Origin of the sequence: Porticoccus sp. Uisw_050_02 (assembly GCF_047729555.1) — a bacterium.
GTDB lineage: Bacteria > Pseudomonadota > Gammaproteobacteria > Pseudomonadales > Porticoccaceae > Porticoccus.
Genome location: NZ_CP159825.1, coordinates 801,192 through 822,354, shown reverse-complemented (window position 1 = coordinate 822,354; position 21,163 = coordinate 801,192). Strand labels below are relative to the sequence as shown.

Below are 21,163 nucleotides of genomic sequence, written 5' to 3'. Positions count from 1 at the left end.
TTTTCCTCTGTGGGAGCCTTTATTAACTAGAACTTAGTTTTTAAATCAACCTGAAGGCGCTCGTAGTCGTATTGCGTTCCACGCGACTCTTTTCCGTACTCAGTGTCGAAGTAAATAAGAGCTAATGAGGTATTTTTACTTAAGCCTAAAGCAGCGCTTAACTTAGAGCCTTTGGTGTCGGTTCCACCGCCACCAAAATCTGAATCAGTGTGCCCACCAAAGGTTGCGTCTTGCTCGAGATCTTGGTGAGCGTAACCGAATGCGAAACCACCTTTCTTCTTGGCACTACCAACTTTGACACCATAAACGAAACCAGTATCTTCTTTGGGATCAGAAATACCAGTTATGTCAGAATCACCGTCATTCTTGATATAATCAGCATAAAAGGTCGACTTTTGACCTGCGATTTTAGTTTTGACTTCTGCAAAAACTTGTTGTATTTCGTAATTATAAGCATAAGTCGTTCCGTTCTTGCTGTTACCGAACTGATCTGTCATTACATCAGCGAGCTCTGAACCTGAAAGTGGTATGTTGTAGTAACCTAAACCTACAGTAACCTTAGTATTCTTGTCGACTTTAAATTTATAGCCAACCTGTGCACCATAAGTTTCAATGATGTCATTATTGCCGCTAGAGCCATCATCACTATTCAAGAAATTATAGCCCAACGTTGCAAAGACATTATTGTTTTTATACTTTATATGTGCACCCTCTGGCCTTAAATCACCATCGAAAATTAACCCACTTTTTCCTGGCTTAAAATAAGGTACTTTCGTTTTACCAGCAGTCAAAGTCATATTGTCATAAAATTTCCAAGAAATATAACCTTGGTCAAGTACAATACCCTTATCTGAGTTACCTCCATTAAAAGTTGAGTTAGAAGACACGGGGTCTCCACCATTAGTACCCGTGGCTAGGGCAAATCCTGCCTTTACGTCTTCGGATACTTGTGCGGTCACACCAAGGCGGGCACGTATACGCGAACGGTTGCGATCGTCAGCTCCTGCTGCTGCAAGTTTACGATCATCTTCTATGGTTTCATAACGATAGCGCATGTCACCTTTGATTTTTATTTTTTCTGCCCAGGCCAACTTCTTCTTACTCTTGCCTAGGGTCGCAGTGTATGTGTCCATGTTGTCAAGGCGTTTAGACAGCTGAGCCATCTGTGCTTTTAATTCTGCAATAGAGTCTTCGTTGTGAATACTGCTACTGGCCATAGTAAAAGGGCTGAGGATTAATGTTGCAACAACTAAGAAAAATGCAATATATTTCATTTTATGAAACTCCAATCTTTTTTATGTGTCAAGAGTAAATTTTTTAGCTTACTTTTAGTCGGTTTAAAGTTTGAACAAAATTACAACTAACAAAATTACAACTAAAGTGTTTCTTCTGTACAAACTATGTCGCCTATTGTCGCGGATATATATTTCATTTTTATGACTAGTTGAGATTTAAGAATAATTTTATTTTTTTATGGAACTTTTTTTATATAATAGAAATGAAATGCATTTTTAGTGGATCAAGAGAGGTATTTTGAGCTGTTCTGTTATAGAGTAGAACATATAATTGTTCTTCCGGTATACCTGAAAAAAACGAAGGTGTAGAATTAGCAAAATATATACCAGCAAGCCAATTTTTATAGCTATAAATAATAATAATTTTTGATTAATACTGAGGATTATAGAATGAAGCACACAGCGCTATTGTTAGCCGGAGTCTTGTTATCAGGGCAAGTATTTAGTGGCGGTGACCCTGAGTCATCTAATGAAAGTACAGCTCCTGCATTATCTTATGAAAACTCAAGTAATAGCTCTAGCTATCAATCTGAAGCTCTTGATCAAAAACTTAACTTGGATTACTCGATCTACGATCCATGGGAAGGATTTAACAGAAAGATCTTTGCCTTTAATGACACGATTGATACCTATGCGTTTAAACCCCTAGCTAAAGGGTATCGGTTTGTTACACCTGATGTTGTGGAGGAGGGGCTTTCCCGCGTATTCTCTAACTTGGGCGAGCTCGTCAATATTGCCAATGATTTGATGCAGGGTAAATTTAAGCAAGCCACCAATGATACTGGCCGATTCCTTATTAACAGTACTGTTGGCCTAGGTGGATTTTTTGATGTAGCAGATAATCTTGGGTTGCCAAAAAATGAAGGCGAAGATTTTGGTCAGACCTTAGGTTTTTACGGTGTTAAAGAAGGCCCATATTTAATGCTGCCTATTTTTGGTCCCAGCACACTTCGTGATGCTCCATCAAGAGTGATTGATCAGCTGCTCAACCCAATTTCTGAAATAGACGATATACCTGCTCGTAACGCCATATATGGTTCAGATGGGCTGACTACTCGAGCTGAATTGCTGAAAGCGGAAGCACTTTTTAAGGGTGACAAGTATGCATTTTATCGTGATATTTATCTTCAGCGCCGTCAATATTTAGTTGATGACGGAAAGGTAGAGGATGATTTTTAGTTCACTATTTAGTGACATGCAAGTTTTCTAGCTCGAAATCAGTCCGCTATTAACTTTATATGCCTGAGTACTCGGATAACCTATGTCAATTAAAGGCGACCTCTTTATTGTATCCGACAGTTTGGATAACTGTCGGATTTTAGAAGAGGATTTGGTTGATACGGACTGGCAGGTAACTCAATTCGAAGACATCTCTGAAGCCATAGCTGCTATTAAAACAAAACGACCTGCTGTAGTAGCTTTAGATTTGCCATTGGACTTAATGCAAGATAAGTTTTTTGCCCTACTAAGCTTAGACTCAGCGACTGCTTATATAGTTATTTTGCCTGAGGTTAATCCCCGTGAAGTTGCAAAATTTTTCCATCAAAATGCCTCTGATGTCCTAATTAAACCTTTTGCTGAAAATCGTTTTCAGGAAGCAATAGAGCGCGCTTCTGAATTTAAAAGCTTGATCCGTCAAAATCTAGAATATCGTCAGCAGTTAGAGCAAGCTAATCGTGAATTAAATGATAGTTTGCATCTTCTTGAGTTGGATCAAATTGCGGGAAGTCAGATTCAGAACAGCCTGCTACCGCCTACACCACTACAAAAAGATAAGTATGAGATAGCTTACAGGATTTCCCCTTCGTTATATTTGAGTGGCGATTTTGTTGGATATAATATTTTATACGATCGCTATTTGGTTTTTTATGTCGCAGATGTATCAGGACATGGATCATCCTCTGCTTTTCTTACTGTGCTGCTAAAATTCGTATTTAGTCGTCTCTTAAAACGCCATAAAGCAAACAAAGACTTAGATGCTATGTCGATGGCTCCGAAGGGTTTCATTGAACATATTAACAGACAAATTATGGCACTTGATTTGGATAAGCATTTGACTATTTTTGCCGGATCCCTGGATATGCAAAAAAATATTCTTCGTTATTCGGTAGCGTCACACATGCCTATGCCAGTGCTTATTTCTAATGGTGGTATTCAGACTCTAAAGGGGAGAGGCAAACCTGTCGGGATCTTCAGTAAGTGTAGCTGGGAAGTTCAGGAGATAGAATTACCTGATAAGTTTTTGTTAGCTTTGGTTTCAGACGGTGTTCTTGAGCTCTTGCCTGGTAAATCACTCAAAGAGAAAGAAAAATTTATTTCTGATTCGGTCTCTCAGTCAGACGAATCTATAGAGGACATTTGCGAAAGGCTAGGTGTCAGTAAAACTAAAAAAGATGCACCAGATGACGTCACTGTCTTAACTTTGCGGAAGGGTGAATAAGGTGGCTCCCGGTAAAATTTTAGTATCACAAGACGGCCGCTCGTATATTATTAGGCTAGTGGGGGATGTGCGAGTCACTTTGTGTGCATCATTAAACAATTATATGGAGGTTATTTTCAAGTCTGAAAAAATTTCCGAAATAATAGTTGATATGGTTGATACCGAAGGAGTGGACAGCACAACTCTCGGTCTTCTTGCTAAGCTGGCCATTTACTCTAATGAGAATTTTAAAATACGACCTATCGTTTTCTGTCCAGATGAAAGTCTTTATGAAACGCTTATGGTTATGGGGCTAGATGATGTGTTTAAAATAGTGCAAAGACTGCGATCAAGGCTCGAGGATTATGAAGAGCTTTCTGTTGAAGACCCATCAGCCGTAGCGGATAGGACCAGACAACAGGTCTTAGACGCGCATCGCTTGCTGTCCTCTTTTAATGAAAAAAATAAACATGAATTTTTAGATTTAATTCAAGCGCTCGAAAAAGGACGGTAATTTTTTATAGCTTAACAGCGCTATTTTTTGGCTTTTTGTTTGGTTTTTATAAAATCTGCATGAGGCACATAAATAAGCTCTGCTATTCGTCGAATAATAGCTTCTTCGTGCTTATCAAGCACCTCATCGGCAAAGGCGATTTGCCAAAGATTTTCAATTAAATCCCTCTTCTTTTTTGCATCAAATTGATCATTGATGAGGCGTGTAAACTGATAGAGTGAGGTAGCCTCATCAACTTCTTCCTTTGCGAGATCTAGAAGCTGATCAATTTCATTCTCTCGCAGATCGAATTGATGATCGAATATCTTTTTAATGGCAAATAGTTCTTTATTTGAAATTTTACGATCAATCACCATCACTTCTACCATGAGTGCCGCCGCAGCTAGGTGTTGTTGGTGTTGCTCATCACCCATAGGGTCAATGATTTTAGTGGTAAAAAATTGCCGAATGTTATTGATCAATGGAAGGACTCCTTAAATTTATTGTGGCATGACATGATTTAGTGCTTCAAAAAGAATATCAATACCAGCATTGGGGTAATGGGCATTCTCGCTAATGTGCTGTCTGAATTTACGACCCCCGGGAACTCCCTTATATAATCCAAGGAGATGTCGAGTCATATGACTCAATTTAACTCCTGATGATAGTTCATTTTCGAGGGTTTGAGCGAACTGTCTGATGACTTCTTTTCGTGTAATTTGAGGTCTTTTGCTTTGGTATATCTTCTGATCAACGTCAGACAACAAGTAAGGATTTTGATAAGCTTCTCGCCCCATCATCACTCCATCAACATGTCTTAGTATATCCAAGGCATGCTCTAAAGTTTTTATTCCTCCATTGAGAATGACTTCAAGGTCTGGGAAATCACGCTTGAGTTGATATACGTATTCATAATTTAAGGGAGGAATCTCTCGATTTTCTTTCGGGCTTAGGCCCGTTAACCACGCTTTTCTAGCGTGAATAATAAATGTTTGGCACCCAGCGTCAGCTATTGTACCGACGAAGTCTGATAGAAATTGATAACTTTCATCATCATCGATACCAATTCTATGTTTAATAGTAATTGGAGTGTCAGAGGTTTCTTTCATGGCTTTAAAGCACTTGGCGACCAATGGGGCATCTTTCATGAGCGCGGCACCAAAGTTGCCTGACTGAACTCGATCACTAGGACAGCCACAATTGAGGTTAACCTCATCGTATCCGTAGTCATTAGCAAGCTTGACGCTTTGAGATAAAGCCTCTGGGTCGCTCCCTCCTAGCTGTAGAGCAATTGGGTGTTCCGCCTTGTCATAATGCAAATGACGTCTAGTATCTCCGTATATCAGCGCACCAGTTGTGATCATCTCTGTATAAAGCACGGCATGCTTGCTCAGTAAACGATGGAAAAGACGACAGTAACGATCGGTAAAATCCATCATGGGGGCAACAGAAAAACGCCTGTTTAGCCGGATTCCTGACGGAGCTTCGATGGCATGCGTGTCATTTGACATTGAGTCTAGCCGTTGGTTTCTGAAAGATGACATTATATCTGGAAATTCCCTCATATGGCTTTAATTACGGGTGCCTGCTGTATGAATTTTAATGATATGAAGAAATCTTATCTTTTATGAGGATAACAAAGTGATTGAACAAATAAAAAAAGTATAATGGGTATCAGTATATTAACTTTTTATTAGCGGGATACATGATGTCTATTCGTACACGAATTGCTCCATCGCCCACTGGCGATCCGCATGTAGGGACTGCTTACATAGCACTGTTTAACTTATGTTTTGCTCGTAGTTCTGGTGGTGAATTTATTCTCCGCATAGAGGATACTGATCAAACTAGAAGCACGTCTAGCTCAGAGAAAATGATTTTTGATTCCCTTAGATGGCTTGGACTGGATTGGTCAGAAGGCCCTGATATCGGGGGAAAATATGGCCCCTATCGTCAAAGTGAGCGACTAGACATATACCATGATCATGCAATGGATCTCGTTAATAGGGGGCATGCTTTTTATTGCTTTGCCACGCCTGATGAGCTTAGTCTTATGAGACAAGACCAGATGTCTCGCGGCGAAATGCCAAGGTATGATGGAAGAGGTCTCAAGCTGTCTAATTTAGAGATTCAGGAAAAATTAAGCCGAAGTGAACCTTATGTTATTAGACTAAAGGTTCCCGAGGAGGGTGATTGTCAATTTGTTGACCTTTTGAGGGGTAAAATCGTTATCCCCTGGTCTCAGATTGATATGCAAGTCTTACTAAAAGCTGACGGCATGCCCACATATCATTTGGCAAATGTAGTAGATGATCATTTAATGGAAATTAGTCATGTGATACGCGGCGAAGAGTGGATCAATTCAACACCAAAACACTTGCTGCTCTACCGTTATTTTAATTGGGATATGCCTCAATTCTGCCATCTTCCTCTGCTAAGAAACGCAGATAAGAGCAAGCTCAGTAAGCGCAAAAATCCTACCAGTATTAATTTTTACAAAGAGATGGGCTATTTGCCCGAGACAATCTTAAATTACCTCGGAAGGATGGGTTGGTCGATGCCAAACCAGGAAGAGAAATTTACACTGCAACAAATGTTAGATAACTTCGATATTACCCAGGTTCATTTAGGTGGACCTATATTTGATGCGGAAAAATTAGATTGGCTAAATGGATGCTGGATTCGCGAAGAGCTAAGTGATGCTGAGTTTGGTGATCGTGTTGCTGAGTGGGCCTTCAATAAGAATCACCTTTCAAGAATGATCCCTTTAGTCAAAGAAAGGGTTGAGAAGTTTTCTGATGTTGTCCCCATGCTAAGCTTCATGTTTTCTGGCATGCCGATTCTTCAAGAGGCGAGCTTTGAGCATAAAAAACTCGATAATGAGTCCGTGCGTCAGATATTGCAATACAGTAGTTGGCGTTTAGATACAGTAACTGAATGGACGCGAGACAATTTGTATCAAGAGTTAAATCAAATTGCAGTTTCACTTAATCTAAAATTAAAGGATTTTTTATTCCCATTATTCATAGGAGTAGTCGGTGCTCCTTCTGGCCCACCATTATTTGATGCGATGTCTATTTTGGGCCCAGATATTGTGCGTGCTCGGTTAAGAAGTGCCTTGGTTGCCGCTGGAGGCGCGTCCAAGAAACAGCTTAAGCAGTGGGAAAGTGATTACCGTCAACAAGCTAAGTAGTTTGGATAGCGATAGGGTTTTGACTTGACAGTCATATAGGCTATCCCTAAACTTGCGATCCTTTTTATGGGGCCTTAGCTCAGCTGGGAGAGCGCAACACTGGCAGTGTTGAGGTCAGCGGTTCGATCCCGCTAGGCTCCACCATTTATAAAAGTAATAATGCTGCTATAAACGTAAGTGCTGTTAATTTTAGTTTCATTATTTAATTTTCATCACTCGTCTTTTTAGGGTTATTTTTCCAAGGAGTTCTCCATGAAGGTAAATCATCTCTGTAGGAAATTGTGTCTGCCCATAGTGCATATGAACTATAATAATTTTTATACCCTTCTATAAATTCATCTGATTTATTATGTAAAGTTTTACTAAAGAGTTGTTTAAAATCTTCTGGATGTTCTAAAAACTCATTCCAGAGCTCTAGGTCAAATCCATCAAGTTTTATTTCTTCTTTCGCCGCTTTTTCTCCATTTGCAAAAGTCATAGAATTTTCCATAAATTTTTTCATTTTTTAATTTCATTTTTTTATTTAAAAGGTCTAAAAAATTAGTACATAAGCAGGATCCCATGGCTAAACCCCATCTACGAAACTCCACAACCACATCTGACGGCTTTCGGTTTCAAATCTTTTAAGATAATACTCTACCTCTACCTCTAGCTTAGAATACTCTTCTCTATCGCGATCCTGCAAGGCCTCATGCTCGAGCTTGAATCCTTTTATTTGCCAACAATAAAAACTGACTATACAGAGAAGATATAATACTATTCTAAAACACTTCCCCTTAATTACCTGCTTGCTCTTTTTTACAGAATACTCCCGATTGGAAATACTTTTAAAGCACACCATTTTGCATATGGACGAGTACTACAGTAAGTCAAATTAAAAAGGTTTTGTAGGTAACTTTGTAGGTAGTTTTGTAGGTAGATTATTTTTAAAGCTAGACCCCAGCGTCTAAACTACTTTTCAATAATGCCTTATGCGCTTTTTTGGGCGGAAAAAAGGCCGTAGATTAACTATGGCCTTTTGATTGATATTGATTAAGATTTATTTTCTACAGCTATGCAGGATAGCTTCGCTTACCATAACCAGTGTAATGTTGGCGTGGCCTGCCAATTCGATAAGGACTGCTGAGCATTTCATTCCAATGAGCAATCCATCCAATAGTGCGGCCGGTAGCAAAAATTACTGTAAACATCTCTGGAGAGATGCCAATCGCTTTCATAATAATTCCGGAATAAAAATCAACATTGGGATAAAGCTGCTTCTCAACAAAATATGGATCATCTAGCGCTATTTGCTCTAAACGCTTGGCAATTTTTAGTAGAGGATCATTTTCTAGACCAAGCTCGGCTAATACCTCATCACAGCTAACCTTCATAACTCTAGCTCTGGGATCAAAGTTTTTGTAGACCCGGTGCCCAAATCCCATAAGGCGAAATGAATCTTCTTTGTCTTTAGCTCTAAGAATAAAGCTTTCAATATGTTTTTCATCACCAATTTCTTCTAGCATTTCAAGCACTGCTTGGTTTGCGCCGCCATGAGCGGGACCCCAGAGCGCAGCGATACCGCTAGCTATGCATGCATAAGGGTTGGCTCCAGTAGAACCAGAGAGACGGACTGTAGATGTAGAAGCATTCTGCTCATGATCTGCATGGAGCAAAAAAATTAAATCCATCGCTTTTGCTAACACCGGACTAACAGTACTTTCTTTTCCAGCAGTTCCAAACATCATGTTTAAGAAGTTTTCAGCATAATCAAGACGATCATCTGTAGCTACAAAAGGTTGGCCGATAAAATGCCGATGACACATGGCGGCCAAAATAGGCATTTTTGCTACCAACCTGTAGATGGTAAGCATCCGGTCTTCTGCGCTAGTGATGTCGGTATTCGAGTTGTATGTTGCTGACATAGCGGCCACAACTGTACACAGCATTGCCATAGGGTGGGAACCCCTAGGAAATCCTTTGAGGAGTTGCTCGGTTGAGCCATCTATATTTCGGTGCTTTTGTATAGATCTTAAAAAGTTTTCTTTTTCTGAACTTGTTGGAAGCTCTCCATTGATTAAAAGAAAGCAAGTTTCAAGAAAATCTGATTTTTCTGCGAGCTCTTCAATTGGGTAGCCTCGATGAAGAAGAACGCCTTTATTGCCATCAATGAATGTGATTTTTGACTCACAAGCTGCTGTAGCGCCAAAGCCTAGGTCTAGCGTAAAACACCCTGTTTGCGGTATCTTGGCTATATCTATTACGTTATGTCCGATCGTGCTGTTTAAAACTGGTAGCTCTATAGCATCATCTGAATGTTTAGACGACAGATAAAAATTCTTGCTGCTCATTGGGCTCTCCTACGATATTTCAAATCAAGGTCTGCCAGCAACAAAGTGCTTAGCAATAAAAATACAGTGCGAAACTATAGCGCGATCCGCTAATTTGTCAATTTTAGGCGCACATTAATTTCGAATAAATTTTATGAATAACCGGTATTGTGTGGCACATCTTCATTGTAAGAGGGGTGCAATGTACATATAATTGCCAACCAACCGAGTTCGTTAAGATAGCCATTCAGCAACACTTATTGAATTCATTGAGCTTACAAATTTTCTTGCCTGTATTCTGAATTTTCAGACAGGTAATTTTAAGGTATAGATTATTGTGAATAAAAAAAGACCTGTTAACTTAGATATCGGAACAATGCATCTTCCCATTACTGCTTATGTGTCGATTCTTCACAGAATCTCCGGAGTTGTTTTATTTGCCATTGTTGCGCTTTTCCTGTGGATGTTGGATTCAAGCTTATCCTCCGAAGAGGACTTTAACTCACTCAAAGAGTGTATGACTAGCCTAATTCCTCAGATTATTATCTGGCTATCATTAGCCGCTTTAGCTTACCACTTAGTGGCAGGCTTGCGGCATATGGTCATGGACTTTGGTTTTGGTGAAACATTAAAAGGTGGGCAGTTGGGAGCTAAGATAGTTTTAATCCTTTCAGCCTTGCTGATTATTTTGGCGGGAGTTTGGATATGGGTGTAATAACAAATATCACAAGTTTTAGCCGTAATGGCCTATCTGACTGGCTGTTACAGCGTGTTACAGCGGTTATAATTACAGTATATATTTGTTTTGTAACATTTTATTTTTTAGCTCAGCCGAATTTAGATTATGATCAGTGGCGAAATTTGAATGGATTATTTTCAATGAAGGTGCTGAATGTTCTGACAGTGGTGTCTATTGCAATCCATTCTTGGATTGGTCTTTGGGGCGTCCTGACAGATTATGTAACCGTGAGGCTGCTTGGCCCAAAAGCAACATTTTTACGTGTTCTATTTCAGATAGGTATGATCACAATCACGCTGATATACCTTATTTGGGCACTTGACATAGTTTGGGGAATTTAAAGACATGAGCACTAAAATGAAAACTATTTCTTTCGACGGACTTATTATTGGTGGCGGCGGTGCTGGAATGCGTGCGGCCCTACAGTTATCCCAGTCTGGTTACAAAACAGCAGTCATAAGTAAAGTTTTTCCGACTCGTTCACATACAGTCTCTGCTCAGGGTGGTATTACGTGCGCTATTGCTAGCGATGACCCCAATGATGACTGGAGATGGCACATGTATGACACGGTCAAAGGTTCTGACTACATCGGTGATCAGGACGCTATTGAGTATATGTGTTCAGTTGGCCCTCAGGCGGTATTTGAGCTTGATCATATGGGTTTACCATTTTCTCGAACTGAAGAAGGGCGTATTTATCAGCGTCCTTTCGGGGGCCAGTCCAAAGATTTTGGTGCAGGGGGCCAGGCAGCTAGGACCTGTGCTGCTGCAGATCGAACAGGCCATGCTCTTTTGCACACCCTTTATCAAAACAACATTAAAAACGAAACAGTATTTTTTAATGAATGGTATGCGGTTGATTTGGTAAAAAATGATGACAATGCTGTTGTTGGTGTGATTGCTATAGATATAGAGACCGGTGAAACGGTATTTGTTAAGTCAAGCGCGACTGTCATGGCTACTGGTGGAGCTGGCCGTATTTATGCATCTACAACTAATGCTCATATTTGTACTGGTGACGGGATTGGTATGGCTCTTAGGGCAGACTTTCCAGTGCAGGATATGGAGATGTGGCAGTTTCATCCCACTGGAATTTATGGAGCAGGCACTCTAGTGACTGAAGGTTGTAGGGGTGAGGGCGGCTATCTGATCAATAAAGATGGAGAGCGTTTCATGGAGCGGTATGCTCCAAATGTTAAAGATCTTGCAGGGCGTGATGTTGTCGCTCGCTCTATGGTTCTTGAGATACTCGAGGGTCGAGGTTGCGGAAAAAATGGCGACCATGTGTTGTTAAAACTAGATCATCTTGGAGAGGATGTGCTAGAAAGTCGTTTGCCAGGGATATGTGAGCTCTCAAGGACATTTGCGCATGTAGACCCAGTCAAAGAGCCTATTCCTGTTGTTCCTACCTGTCATTATATGATGGGAGGGATCCCAACAAACGTTGATGGCCAAGCATTGACGCTTGATGCAGCAGGCAATCCTGAGGCCATTGAGGGCTTGTATGCCTGCGGAGAAGCAGCATGCGTCTCTGTTCATGGAGCCAATCGACTGGGCGGAAACTCTTTACTTGATTTAGTAGTGTTTGGAAGAGCATCAGGCCTGTTTATCGAAAAGGCTCTTCGTGAAGGCATTGAGCTAGCCGATCCAACGGAAGAAAATGTTAATGCTGCTATGAAAAGATTGAATGCAATTAATAGCGGTAATAAGGATGGGGAGCCTGCAGGTGTGTTACGTGTTGAACTGCAAAAGATCATGCAGAATTATTTTGGCGTTTTTCGTCGAGGCGACTATATGCAGGAAGGCATTGAGCAGCTAAAAGCTTTACGAATTCGCATAGAAAATGCTCGTCTAGATGACACTAGTAATGTTTACAATACTGCACGTATTGAGGTGCTAGAGCTGCATAACTTGCTAGAAGTGGCGGAGGCTACTGCTATTACTGCAGAATGGCGCAAAGAAAGTCGTGGAGCTCATGCTAGAGAAGATTTTTCTGAACGTGATGATGAGAACTGGTTATGCCATTCTATGTACTTTCCTGAAGATAAGCATGTAGACAAAAGAAAGGTAAATTTTTCACCCAAGACTATGGACGCTTTCGAACCGAAAGCCCGCGTCTACTAACTAAATAAGGATTTATTGTATTATGTTGAAAGTAAGTATTTATCGATATAATCCTGAGGTAGATGAAGCGCCTTATATGCAGGATTATGACTTTGACACCCAAGGGGAAGATCTTATGGTGCTTGATGTGCTCGGCATGTTAAAAGCTAAAGATTCTTCTATTTCCTACCGTCGATCTTGTCGTGAGGGCGTGTGTGGGTCTGATGGTATGAATATTAATGGTAAGAATGGGCTGGCTTGCATAACTCCTTTATCTGAGTGTTTAAAAGGCAACAAGTTAGTGATTCGTCCATTGCCGGGCTTGCCCGTAATTCGTGACCTTGTTATAGACATGAGTCAGTTTTATGCTCAGTATGAGAAAATTCAACCTTACTTGGTCAACAATCAGCCTGCACCAGGTATAGAAAGACTGCAGTCTCAAGAAGATCGTGCGAAACTAGACGGGCTGTATGAATGTATACTTTGCGCTTGCTGCTCAACAAGCTGCCCTTCGTTTTGGTGGAATCCCGAAAAATTTATTGGTCCTGCGGGACTCCTGCAGGCCTACCGCTTCTTAGCAGATACAAGGGATACCGATACAGAAAATAGACTAGCTAATCTCGAAGACCCATTTAGCGTATTCCGCTGTCATGGAATTCAGAACTGTGTTGCAGTTTGCCCAAAAGGGTTAAATCCGACCAGGGCAATTGGGCATATTCGCAATATGTTGTTGAGAGGTGCTACTTAGATATATCATCTAAGCTTGTTAAAGATTTTGAAGCAGTAATCTCTGTGATTGCATGTTAAAAAGAAGGAAAAATAGATGCCTGAAAGTATCATGCAGCAATTTTTAGATAGCTCCTATCTATCCGGTGGAAACGCCGCATATATAGAAGATCTATATGATACTTACCTTCACGACCCAAGTAGTGTTTCTGATCAGTGGCGCTCATTTTTTGACACTCTTCCTCGCACGAATGGACAAAATGCACCTGATGTGTCGCATGCCACTATTATGGCTCACTTTGAGCAAATAGGCAGGCGCAGATCTCGACCCATGACTAATCCAGGTTCGGGTGGTGAAAATATTGAGCATGAGCGAAAACAAGTAAAAGTGCTTCAGCTTATCATTTCACATAGAAATAGAGGGCATCAGAAAGCACAGCTAGATCCCTTGAGTTTATGGTCTCGTGACAAGGCCCCAGATCTAGAACTTTCTTTTCACGGGCTAACAGATGCTGATCTGGATACAACCTTTCAGTCTGGAATGTTATTTTTTGGAAAAGAAGAGACGACTTTAAGAGAAATTATTTCAGGATTAGAAGAGACCTATTGTCGTCATGTGGGAGTAGAGCACGGACATGTTATAGATTTGGCAGAAAAACGATGGCTGCAGCAGCGTTTCGAAAGTGCTAGATCTAGACCTAACTACGACGACGACATGCGTAAATATGTGCTACAGAGATTGACAGCAGCAGAAGGGCTAGAGAAACATTTGGATTCAAAATATCCCGGAACAAAACGTTTTGGTTTAGAGGGTGGCGAATCTATGATTCCCATGCTGGACGGAATAATACAGCGCGCCGGTGAGTATGGCGCAAAAGAAATCGTTCTCACTATGGCGCATAGAGGCCGTCTGAATGTCCTGGTTAACGTCCTTGGAAAAAATCCTTCAGATTTGTTTGCTGAATTTGAAGGGAAAAGACATGTAGATACATCTGGTGATGTTAAATACCATCAGGGATTTTCATCGGATGTAATGACTCCTGGAGGAAAAGTTCATTTAGCTTTGATGTTTAATCCTTCTCATTTGGAAATTGCAGCACCAGTAGCTGAGGGCTCCGCCAGAGCTCGACAGGATCGCCGCGAAGACATCGAGGGTAATGAAGTTCTTCCAATAGTAATTCATGGTGACGCTGCCTTTGCAGGACAAGGTGTCGTTATGGAAACATTTCAGATGTCACAGTTAAGAGGCTACAAAACTGGTGGCACAGTTCACGTAGTCATTAATAATCAGGTTGGTTTCACAACCAGCATCAAGGAGGATGCCAGATCAACCGAGTATTGCACTGACATAGCAAAAATGGTTCAGGCTCCCATTATTCATGTCAATGCTGATGATCCGGATGCGGTGATGTTCGTTACTTTTCTTGCAATGGACTACCGACAGCAATTCAAAAAAGATATCGTGATTGATTTGATCTGCTATCGACGGCGTGGCCACAATGAAACTGATGAGCCGTCTTCCACGCAGCCTTTGATGTATAAAGTTATTAAAAATATAAAGACAACACGTGCACTCTATGCAAGCCAATTAGTTGAGGAGGGTGTGGTTACTCAGAAAGACGCTGAGACCATGCTAAAAGAGTATAGAGGTACGCTAGATCGCGGTGAGAACGTTACCAACAGCTTAGTTTCTGAGCCAGACATTGCACCTTTTGTTGATTGGACTCCTTACTTGAATCAAGGCTGGGATGTGGCGGTAGATACCACATTTTCTATGACACAACTGCAGGCTCTTGCTAAAAAAATCACGAAGGTCGAAGACGGTGTCGTGATGCAGCGCCAAGTTGAAAAAATCTATGAAGATCGACGAAAAATGGCGCGTGGAGCATTGGCTCTTAACTGGGGTATGGCTGAATTGCTTGCCTATGCAACATTGCTTGAAGAGGGTTACCCTATAAGGATGACAGGGCAGGATATTGGTCGAGGTACTTTCTCTCACCGCCATGCTGTCATCCACAACCAGAAAGATGGACAAAGTTTTATCCCTCTCAAAAATGTACCTAAAAAACCTTCAGATTTTGAAATTTACGATTCTTTTTTGTCTGAGGAAGCGGTATTAGGTTTTGAGTATGGTTACGCCTCTACTTCTCCAAAAGGGTTGGTTATATGGGAAGCCCAGTTCGGTGACTTTGCTAATGGTGCTCAGGTAGTTATAGATCAGTTTATTACTAGCGGAGAACACAAATGGGGGCGCATGTGTGGCTTGACAATGTTGCTACCTCACGGCTATGAAGGCCAAGGTCCTGAACACTCTTCGGCACGCCTGGAGAGATTTCTTCAGTTGTGTGCCGAGCATAATATTCAAGTGTGTGTACCAACTACCCCAGCCCAGGTGTATCACATGATTCGCCGACAAGCCATTAGGCCGATGCGCCGGCCGCTTGTGGTGCTGAGCCCAAAATGGATACTGCGTCATAAGTTAGCAACCTCCTCAATGGAAGATTTGGCTAACGGTCAATTCTTTAATCTTATTCAGGACAGAGAGGCGGATAAGGCCAAGACTAATCGTTTAATTCTTTGCTCTGGTAAGGTTTATTATCATCTGTATGAGGCAAGGCAAGAGAAAAATATCGATGATGTCGCTCTGGTTCGTATTGAGCAGCTGTATCCTTTTCCGGACAGTGAGTTGTCAGAGGCATTACAGGAATACACCAACCTAAAGGATGTCATTTGGTGTCAAGAAGAGCCAATAAACCAAGGTGCGTGGTATAGTAGCCAGCATCATATGCGTAGTATTATTAACAGATTTGATGAAAACTTGACTCTGAGTTATGTCGGGCGCAAGGCCTCTGCTGCCCCAGCATGCGGATATATGTCTCTTCATCTAGAAGAGCAAGAAAGGTTTATCAACGAAGCTTTGAATTATTGATTATTGATTATTGGTTGAAGTTATAGCGCTATTTTAGATCAAGGAACTGAAGAACATGAGTATTGAAATAAAAGCACCCACATTTCCCGAATCTGTACAGGAAGGAAGTATTGCTACTTGGCATAAGCAGCCCGGAGAAACTGTTTTCAGGGATGACTTATTGGTCGATATAGAGACAGATAAGGTTGTTTTGGAAGTTGTGGCTCCTACTGATGGAATTTTAGCAAAAACTTTAAAAGAAGAAGGAGCAATAGTCCTAAGTAACGAGGTTATAGCCCTAATTAACGAAGGCGCAGCAGCTGCTTCAGTGGTAGAAGTTAAAGAAGAGCCTGTTGAAAATAACGGTCAAGAGAAAACGGCAAGCCCATCAGCAAGAAAGCTTGCGAGCGAGCAAAATGTTGATTTGCAGGCTGTTACAGGTAGCGGTAAAGATGGCAGAATCACCAAGGAAGACGTAGCCCATGTTGGTGGTAGTGGCATCCCTGAGGTTCAGGCTGATTCTCGCACAACTGCTAGTTCCTCTATCTCTATTCCCGTAGGGGATAGGATAGAAAAACGTGTGCCAATGACACGCATGAGAGCTCGAATAGCAGACAGGTTACTGCAAGTAACGCAAACAACAGCAATGCTGACCACCTTTAATGAAGTTGATATGCATAAAATTATGGATCTTCGCTCAGAATTCAAAGATGAATTTTCAAAGATCCACCCAGGTGCACGTCTTGGTTTTATGGGATTTTTTGTCCGTGCAGCAACAGAGGCTCTAAAACGCTTTCCTTCAGTCAATGCATCTATTGATGGTAGTGATGTTATTTACCATGGATATCAAGATATAGGTGTTGCTGTTTCTACCGAAAAAGGTTTAGTGGTCCCAGTGTTGCGTAATGCAGAGAACATGAGTATTGCAGATGTCGAGCGAACCATTGCGGAACTTGGTGCAAAAGCCCGCGACGGAAAATTAACTATGGAAGAAATGACGGGCGGAACTTTCACAATAACTAATGGCGGAGTGTTCGGATCTTTGCTATCGACCCCCATATTAAATCCACCGCAAGCAGCTATCTTAGGGATGCATTCTATCAAAGAGAGACCAGTTGCCGAAAATGGATCGGTTGTTATTCGCCCTATGATGAATCTCGCTCTATCTTACGATCACCGTATAATAGATGGCCGCGAGGCAGTAAGTTTCTTGGTTGCTATTAAGGAAATGATAGAAAATCCAGCTAAGATTTTACTTGAAATATAAGATATAAAATATTGAAATTTAAGAGAATATTATGTCCAACAGTTATGATGTTATTGTTATAGGGGCAGGTCCTGCAGGTTACGTTGCAGCCATAAGAGCGGCGCAGTTGGGGTTGAAGACTATCTGCATAGAAAAATGGAGAAATGCAGAAGGCGAAGGGGTTAATGGAGGAACTTGCCTTAACGTAGGATGTATTCCCTCAAAATCTCTTCTTGATAGTTCTTACAAGTATTATGAGGCCAAAAATCAGCTTGGTGTGCATGGCATTAGTGTCGGCGATGTATCCATTGATTTGACAGCTATGGTCGATAGAAAAAATAAAATCATCAATCAACTTACGGACGGTATTGCGGGGCTATTCAAGAGTAATGGCGTTGTGTCTTTGTTTGGCAACGCTAAGCTTCTTTCGGGGCGACAAATTGAGTGCGTAACCCATGACGGCAAAACACAAATTCTTACGGCGGATAATATTATTATTGCCACAGGCTCTAAGCCGATTGATATTCCGGTAGCAAGAGTTAACGGAGCTACTATAGTCGACTCTAGTGGGGCCCTGGAAATCACGGAGACCCCAAATAGATTGGGGGTTATCGGCGCAGGTGTGATTGGTCTGGAGCTTGGAAGTGTATGGAACAGAATAGGTAGTAAGGTTGTATTGATTGAAGCTATGGATGATTTCCTTTCTATTATTGACCAGCAAATTGCCAAAGAAACAAGGAAGATTTTCACTAAACAAGGCATGGATATTCGTCTTGGATCGCGTGTTACGGGTACAAAAGTCAAAGGAAAAGAGGTAATTGTTACCTATAAGGATAGTGCAGGCAAAGAAACTAAAGAGGTATTCGATAAGCTGATTGTCTGCGTAGGCCGAACGCCTTATACGGAAGGTTTATTGTCGCCCGATAGCGGAGTTAATCTTGATGAAAGAGGTCGTATATTTGTTAACGAGCAGTGCGAGACTACTGCATCAGGAGTTTGGGCTGTTGGTGATGTTGTAAGGGGACCCATGTTGGCCCATAAGGGTTCAGAAGAGGGTGTCATGGTTGCTGAGCGCATTGCGGGCCAGAAAACACAAATAAATTACGATATTATACCTAATGTTATTTACACTCATCCTGAGGTTGCTGCTGTTGGAAAGACAGAAGAGCAGCTAAAGCAAGCCGGTGAGTCTTATAATGTTGGAGTTTTCCCATTTGCTGCAAGCGGCCGCGCTATGGCAGCAAATGATACAGATGGCATGGTAAAGATAATTGCTGATGCCAAGACTGATAGAATTTTGGGTTGTCATATTGTGGGTCCTAGCGCCGCCGATCTTGTACAGCAGATTGCCATTGCTATGGAATTTGGCTCTAATGCCGAAGATATCGCTATGACAGTCTTTTCTCACCCCACCTTATCTGAAACTGTTCATGAAGCAGCACTAGCTGTGAATGGTCATGCTATACATATGCCGAATCGCAAAAAACGTGGTTAAACATTCTTTTTTCGAACTCTAGGTGTATATTTTCATTTAGAGCCCTTATTTTTCTACGATAGGAAAAAATATGAATCTACACGAGTATCAGGCAAAACAACTTTTTGCTGAATATGGGCTCCCAGTTTCTAAGGGTATAGCCGCTGAAACAGCATCTGAGGCCATATCGGCTGCTGATATTTTGGGGGGAGATCGCTGGGTGGTTAAGGCGCAAGTTCATGCAGGGGGAAGAGGTAAAGCCGGCGGTGTAAAGCTAGTAACCTCCAAGGCTGAAATTGAAGATTTCTCGCGCAAATGGCTAGGCAATCGTTTAGTGACCTACCAAACGGATACTAGTGGTCAGCCAGTTAGCCGGATCTTGGTGGAGGAATGTAGTGATATTGACCAAGAACTATACTTAGGCGCAGTTATTGATCGCTCCACTCGCCGTATTGTTTTCATGGCGTCAACTGAAGGCGGCGTTGAAATAGAAAAAGTGGCAGAGGAAACTCCAGAAAAAATTCTCAAGGCGACCATTGATCCCCTGATTGGTGCTCAGCCCTATCAGGCTAGAGAGCTTGCATTTAAATTAGGCTTAAATCCCACTCAAATAAAACAGTTTACTAAGTTGTTTTTGGGTCTAGCCCAATTATTTCAGGACTGTGATTTGGCGTTGCTGGAGATCAATCCGTTGATTATTAACTCTGAAGGTAACTTGCATTGCCTGGATGGTAAAATAAACATCGATGGTAACGCCATGTACCGTCAACCAAGATTGCGCGCCATGCACGACCCCTCGCAAGATGATCCTCGTGAAGCGCAGGCTACACAATGGGAGCTTAATTATGTTGCTTTAGATGGAAGCATTGGCTGTATGGTTAACGGCGCAGGGCTGGCTATGGCTACGATGGATATCGTAAAGCTTAATGGTGGCGAGCCAGCAAATTTTTTAGATGTTGGCGGTGGCGCAACGAAAGAGCGGGTAATTGAAGCCTTCAAGATAATTCTCTCTGATAAAAATGTAAAAGCAGTTTTTATCAATATTTTTGGTGGAATAGTTCGTTGTGATTTGATCGCTGAGGGTGTCATAGGTGCTGTAGAGGAGGTGGGTGTAAAAGTTCCAGTTATTGTGAGACTAGAGGGAAACAACGCAAAGCTAGGCTCTAAAATATTGGCAGAAAGTGGACTAAATATTATTGCGTCAACTAGCCTGACGGACGCTGCCCAGAAAGTAGTTAAAGCGGCAAGGGGAGACAAGTAATGGCTATCTTGATAAATAAGCAAACTAAGGTTATCTGTCAGGGATTTACTGGTGGCCAAGGTACCTTTCATTCAAGCCAAGCAATCGAATACGGTACTAAGATGGTAGGGGGTGTAACCCCAGGAAAAGGTGGCACAGCTCATTTGGGTCTACCTGTCTTTAACACCGTTGTAGAGGCTACCTATAAAACTGGAGCCGAGGCTTCAGTTATTTATGTTCCGGCACCTTTTTGCAAAGACTCTATAATGGAGGCGGCAAATGCCGGCATTAAGCTTATTGTCTGCATTACCGAAGGCATTCCGACATTAGACATGCTGGCTTGCAAAGTTAGGTGCGACGAAATGGGCGTTAAATTAATTGGCCCAAATTGCCCAGGTGTAATCACTCCCGGAGAATGCAAGATAGGTATCATGCCTGGAAGCATCCATCTTCCTGGCAAGGTTGGCATTGTTTCGCGATCTGGCACCCTTACTTATGAGGCGGTTAAGCAGACCACTGATTACGGTTTTGGTCAATCTACATGTGTGGGTATTGGTGGCGACCCAATACCTGGGTCTAATTTTATCGATATACTCTCATTATTCGAAGAAGATCCATCCACTGAAGCTATAGTAATGATCGGTGAAATTGGCGGGACTGCTGAAGAGGAGGCCGCAGCTTATATCAAGGAGCACGTCTCTAAGCCTGTAGTTTCTTACATTGCCGGGGTAACGGCTCCTGCAGGTAAGCGTATGGGGCATGCGGGCGCCATTATCTCTGGAGGCAAAGGCACTGCTGATGAAAAATTTGCAGCGCTAGAAGATGCTGGAGTAAGAACCGTACGCAGTCTCGCTGATATAGGAAAAGGATTACAGGGCATCACCGGTTGGTAAGTACCGAAAAGTATAAAAAGCGGCTTTAACGAGCCGTTTTTTATTGCCTATCATCTAATAGTTTTATGAATTTTTTTAACTTAAGGTTGTTTTTTCTTCTATTGCCCCCATTTTATAAATTATGT

The 21,163-nt window shown here is 41.7% G+C and carries 18 protein-coding genes and 1 tRNA gene; 14 read left to right on the top strand and 5 right to left on the bottom strand.

Annotated elements, in window-relative coordinates; all coding sequences use genetic code 11:
- Positions 1 to 26: 26 nt before the first annotated feature.
- Positions 27 to 1,274, bottom strand: a complete 1,248-nt coding sequence (locus tag ABXT41_RS03940) for a putative porin (protein ID WP_415390224.1) — start codon at positions 1,272 to 1,274, stop codon at positions 27 to 29.
- Positions 1,275 to 1,685: 411 nt separating this feature from the next.
- Here ABXT41_RS03940 and ABXT41_RS03935 point away from each other — a divergent pair, with 411 nt between their 5' ends.
- The 3 genes from ABXT41_RS03935 to ABXT41_RS03925 all read left to right on the top strand — a co-directional run bounded on the left by ABXT41_RS03935 (position 1,686) and on the right by ABXT41_RS03925 (position 4,228).
- On the top strand, positions 1,686 to 2,474 hold the full coding sequence (locus ABXT41_RS03935; protein WP_415390223.1) for a VacJ family lipoprotein: 789 nt from the start codon (positions 1,686 to 1,688) through the stop codon (positions 2,472 to 2,474).
- Between the two features lie 82 nt (positions 2,475 to 2,556).
- Entirely contained in the window at positions 2,557 to 3,735 is a 1,179-nt protein-coding gene (locus ABXT41_RS03930; RefSeq protein ID WP_415390222.1) for a PP2C family protein-serine/threonine phosphatase, read from the top strand.
- 1 nt (position 3,736) lies between these two features.
- On the top strand, positions 3,737 to 4,228 hold the full coding sequence (locus ABXT41_RS03925; RefSeq protein WP_415390221.1) for an STAS domain-containing protein: 492 nt from the start codon (positions 3,737 to 3,739) through the stop codon (positions 4,226 to 4,228).
- A gap of 20 nt (positions 4,229 to 4,248) precedes the next feature.
- On the opposite strand, the gene ABXT41_RS03920 is transcribed toward ABXT41_RS03925, so the two are convergent.
- Together ABXT41_RS03920 and dusA are read right to left on the bottom strand one after the other, a co-directional pair.
- The gene (locus ABXT41_RS03920; protein ID WP_415390220.1) at positions 4,249 to 4,689 is read right to left on the bottom strand and encodes a TerB family tellurite resistance protein; all 441 of its coding nucleotides are present in this window, start codon (positions 4,687 to 4,689) and stop codon (positions 4,249 to 4,251) included.
- Between the two features lie 18 nt (positions 4,690 to 4,707).
- A complete protein-coding gene (gene dusA, locus ABXT41_RS03915; protein WP_415390219.1) occupies positions 4,708 to 5,718 on the bottom strand; it encodes a tRNA dihydrouridine(20/20a) synthase DusA in 1,011 nt (336 codons plus the stop codon).
- Positions 5,719 to 5,915: 197 nt separating this feature from the next.
- Between dusA and gltX the strand changes: the two genes are divergently transcribed.
- Both gltX and ABXT41_RS03905 read left to right on the top strand, forming a co-directional pair.
- Complete coding sequence (gene gltX, locus ABXT41_RS03910) at positions 5,916 to 7,400, top strand: glutamate--tRNA ligase (RefSeq protein WP_415391452.1); 1,485 nt, start codon at positions 5,916 to 5,918, stop codon at positions 7,398 to 7,400.
- Between the two features lie 68 nt (positions 7,401 to 7,468).
- A tRNA-Ala gene (locus tag ABXT41_RS03905) sits at positions 7,469 to 7,544 on the top strand.
- 58 nt (positions 7,545 to 7,602) lie between these two features.
- Here the strand turns inward: ABXT41_RS03905 and ABXT41_RS03900 are convergent.
- Both ABXT41_RS03900 and ABXT41_RS03895 read right to left on the bottom strand, forming a co-directional pair.
- Positions 7,603 to 7,902, bottom strand: coding sequence for a hypothetical protein (locus ABXT41_RS03900; protein WP_415390218.1), 300 nt, complete (start codon positions 7,900 to 7,902; stop codon positions 7,603 to 7,605).
- A gap of 550 nt (positions 7,903 to 8,452) precedes the next feature.
- Positions 8,453 to 9,730 (bottom strand): citrate synthase, encoded by a 1,278-nt coding sequence (locus tag ABXT41_RS03895; protein ID WP_415390217.1) that lies wholly within the window; start codon positions 9,728 to 9,730, stop codon positions 8,453 to 8,455.
- A gap of 316 nt (positions 9,731 to 10,046) precedes the next feature.
- Between ABXT41_RS03895 and sdhC the strand changes: the two genes are divergently transcribed.
- The 9 genes from sdhC (at position 10,047) to sucD (ending at position 21,038) form a co-directional block, all read left to right on the top strand.
- Positions 10,047 to 10,424, top strand: a complete 378-nt coding sequence (sdhC, locus tag ABXT41_RS03890) for a succinate dehydrogenase, cytochrome b556 subunit (protein ID WP_415390216.1) — start codon at positions 10,047 to 10,049, stop codon at positions 10,422 to 10,424.
- Positions 10,415 to 10,789, top strand: coding sequence for a succinate dehydrogenase, hydrophobic membrane anchor protein (gene sdhD, locus ABXT41_RS03885; protein ID WP_415390215.1), 375 nt, complete (start codon positions 10,415 to 10,417; stop codon positions 10,787 to 10,789). The genes sdhC and sdhD overlap by 10 nt, the downstream gene beginning before the upstream one ends.
- Before the next feature lie 16 nt (positions 10,790 to 10,805).
- The gene (sdhA, locus tag ABXT41_RS03880) at positions 10,806 to 12,572 is read left to right on the top strand and encodes a succinate dehydrogenase flavoprotein subunit (RefSeq protein ID WP_415391451.1); all 1,767 of its coding nucleotides are present in this window, start codon (positions 10,806 to 10,808) and stop codon (positions 12,570 to 12,572) included.
- A gap of 22 nt (positions 12,573 to 12,594) precedes the next feature.
- Positions 12,595 to 13,299, top strand: coding sequence for a succinate dehydrogenase iron-sulfur subunit (locus ABXT41_RS03875; RefSeq protein ID WP_415390214.1), 705 nt, complete (start codon positions 12,595 to 12,597; stop codon positions 13,297 to 13,299).
- Between the two features lie 75 nt (positions 13,300 to 13,374).
- Positions 13,375 to 16,206, top strand: coding sequence for a 2-oxoglutarate dehydrogenase E1 component (locus ABXT41_RS03870; RefSeq protein WP_415390213.1), 2,832 nt, complete (start codon positions 13,375 to 13,377; stop codon positions 16,204 to 16,206).
- A 55-nt stretch (positions 16,207 to 16,261) separates the two neighbouring features.
- Positions 16,262 to 17,452, top strand: a complete 1,191-nt coding sequence (gene odhB / locus ABXT41_RS03865) for a 2-oxoglutarate dehydrogenase complex dihydrolipoyllysine-residue succinyltransferase (protein WP_415390212.1) — start codon at positions 16,262 to 16,264, stop codon at positions 17,450 to 17,452.
- 31 nt (positions 17,453 to 17,483) lie between these two features.
- A complete protein-coding gene (gene lpdA / locus ABXT41_RS03860; protein WP_415390211.1) occupies positions 17,484 to 18,926 on the top strand; it encodes a dihydrolipoyl dehydrogenase in 1,443 nt (480 codons plus the stop codon).
- 70 nt (positions 18,927 to 18,996) lie between these two features.
- Entirely contained in the window at positions 18,997 to 20,166 is a 1,170-nt protein-coding gene (gene sucC / locus ABXT41_RS03855) for an ADP-forming succinate--CoA ligase subunit beta (RefSeq protein WP_415390210.1), read from the top strand.
- On the top strand, positions 20,166 to 21,038 hold the full coding sequence (gene sucD / locus ABXT41_RS03850; RefSeq protein WP_415390209.1) for a succinate--CoA ligase subunit alpha: 873 nt from the start codon (positions 20,166 to 20,168) through the stop codon (positions 21,036 to 21,038). Before sucC ends, sucD begins: the two co-directional genes overlap by 1 nt.
- The last annotated feature ends 125 nt before the right edge of the window (positions 21,039 to 21,163 follow it).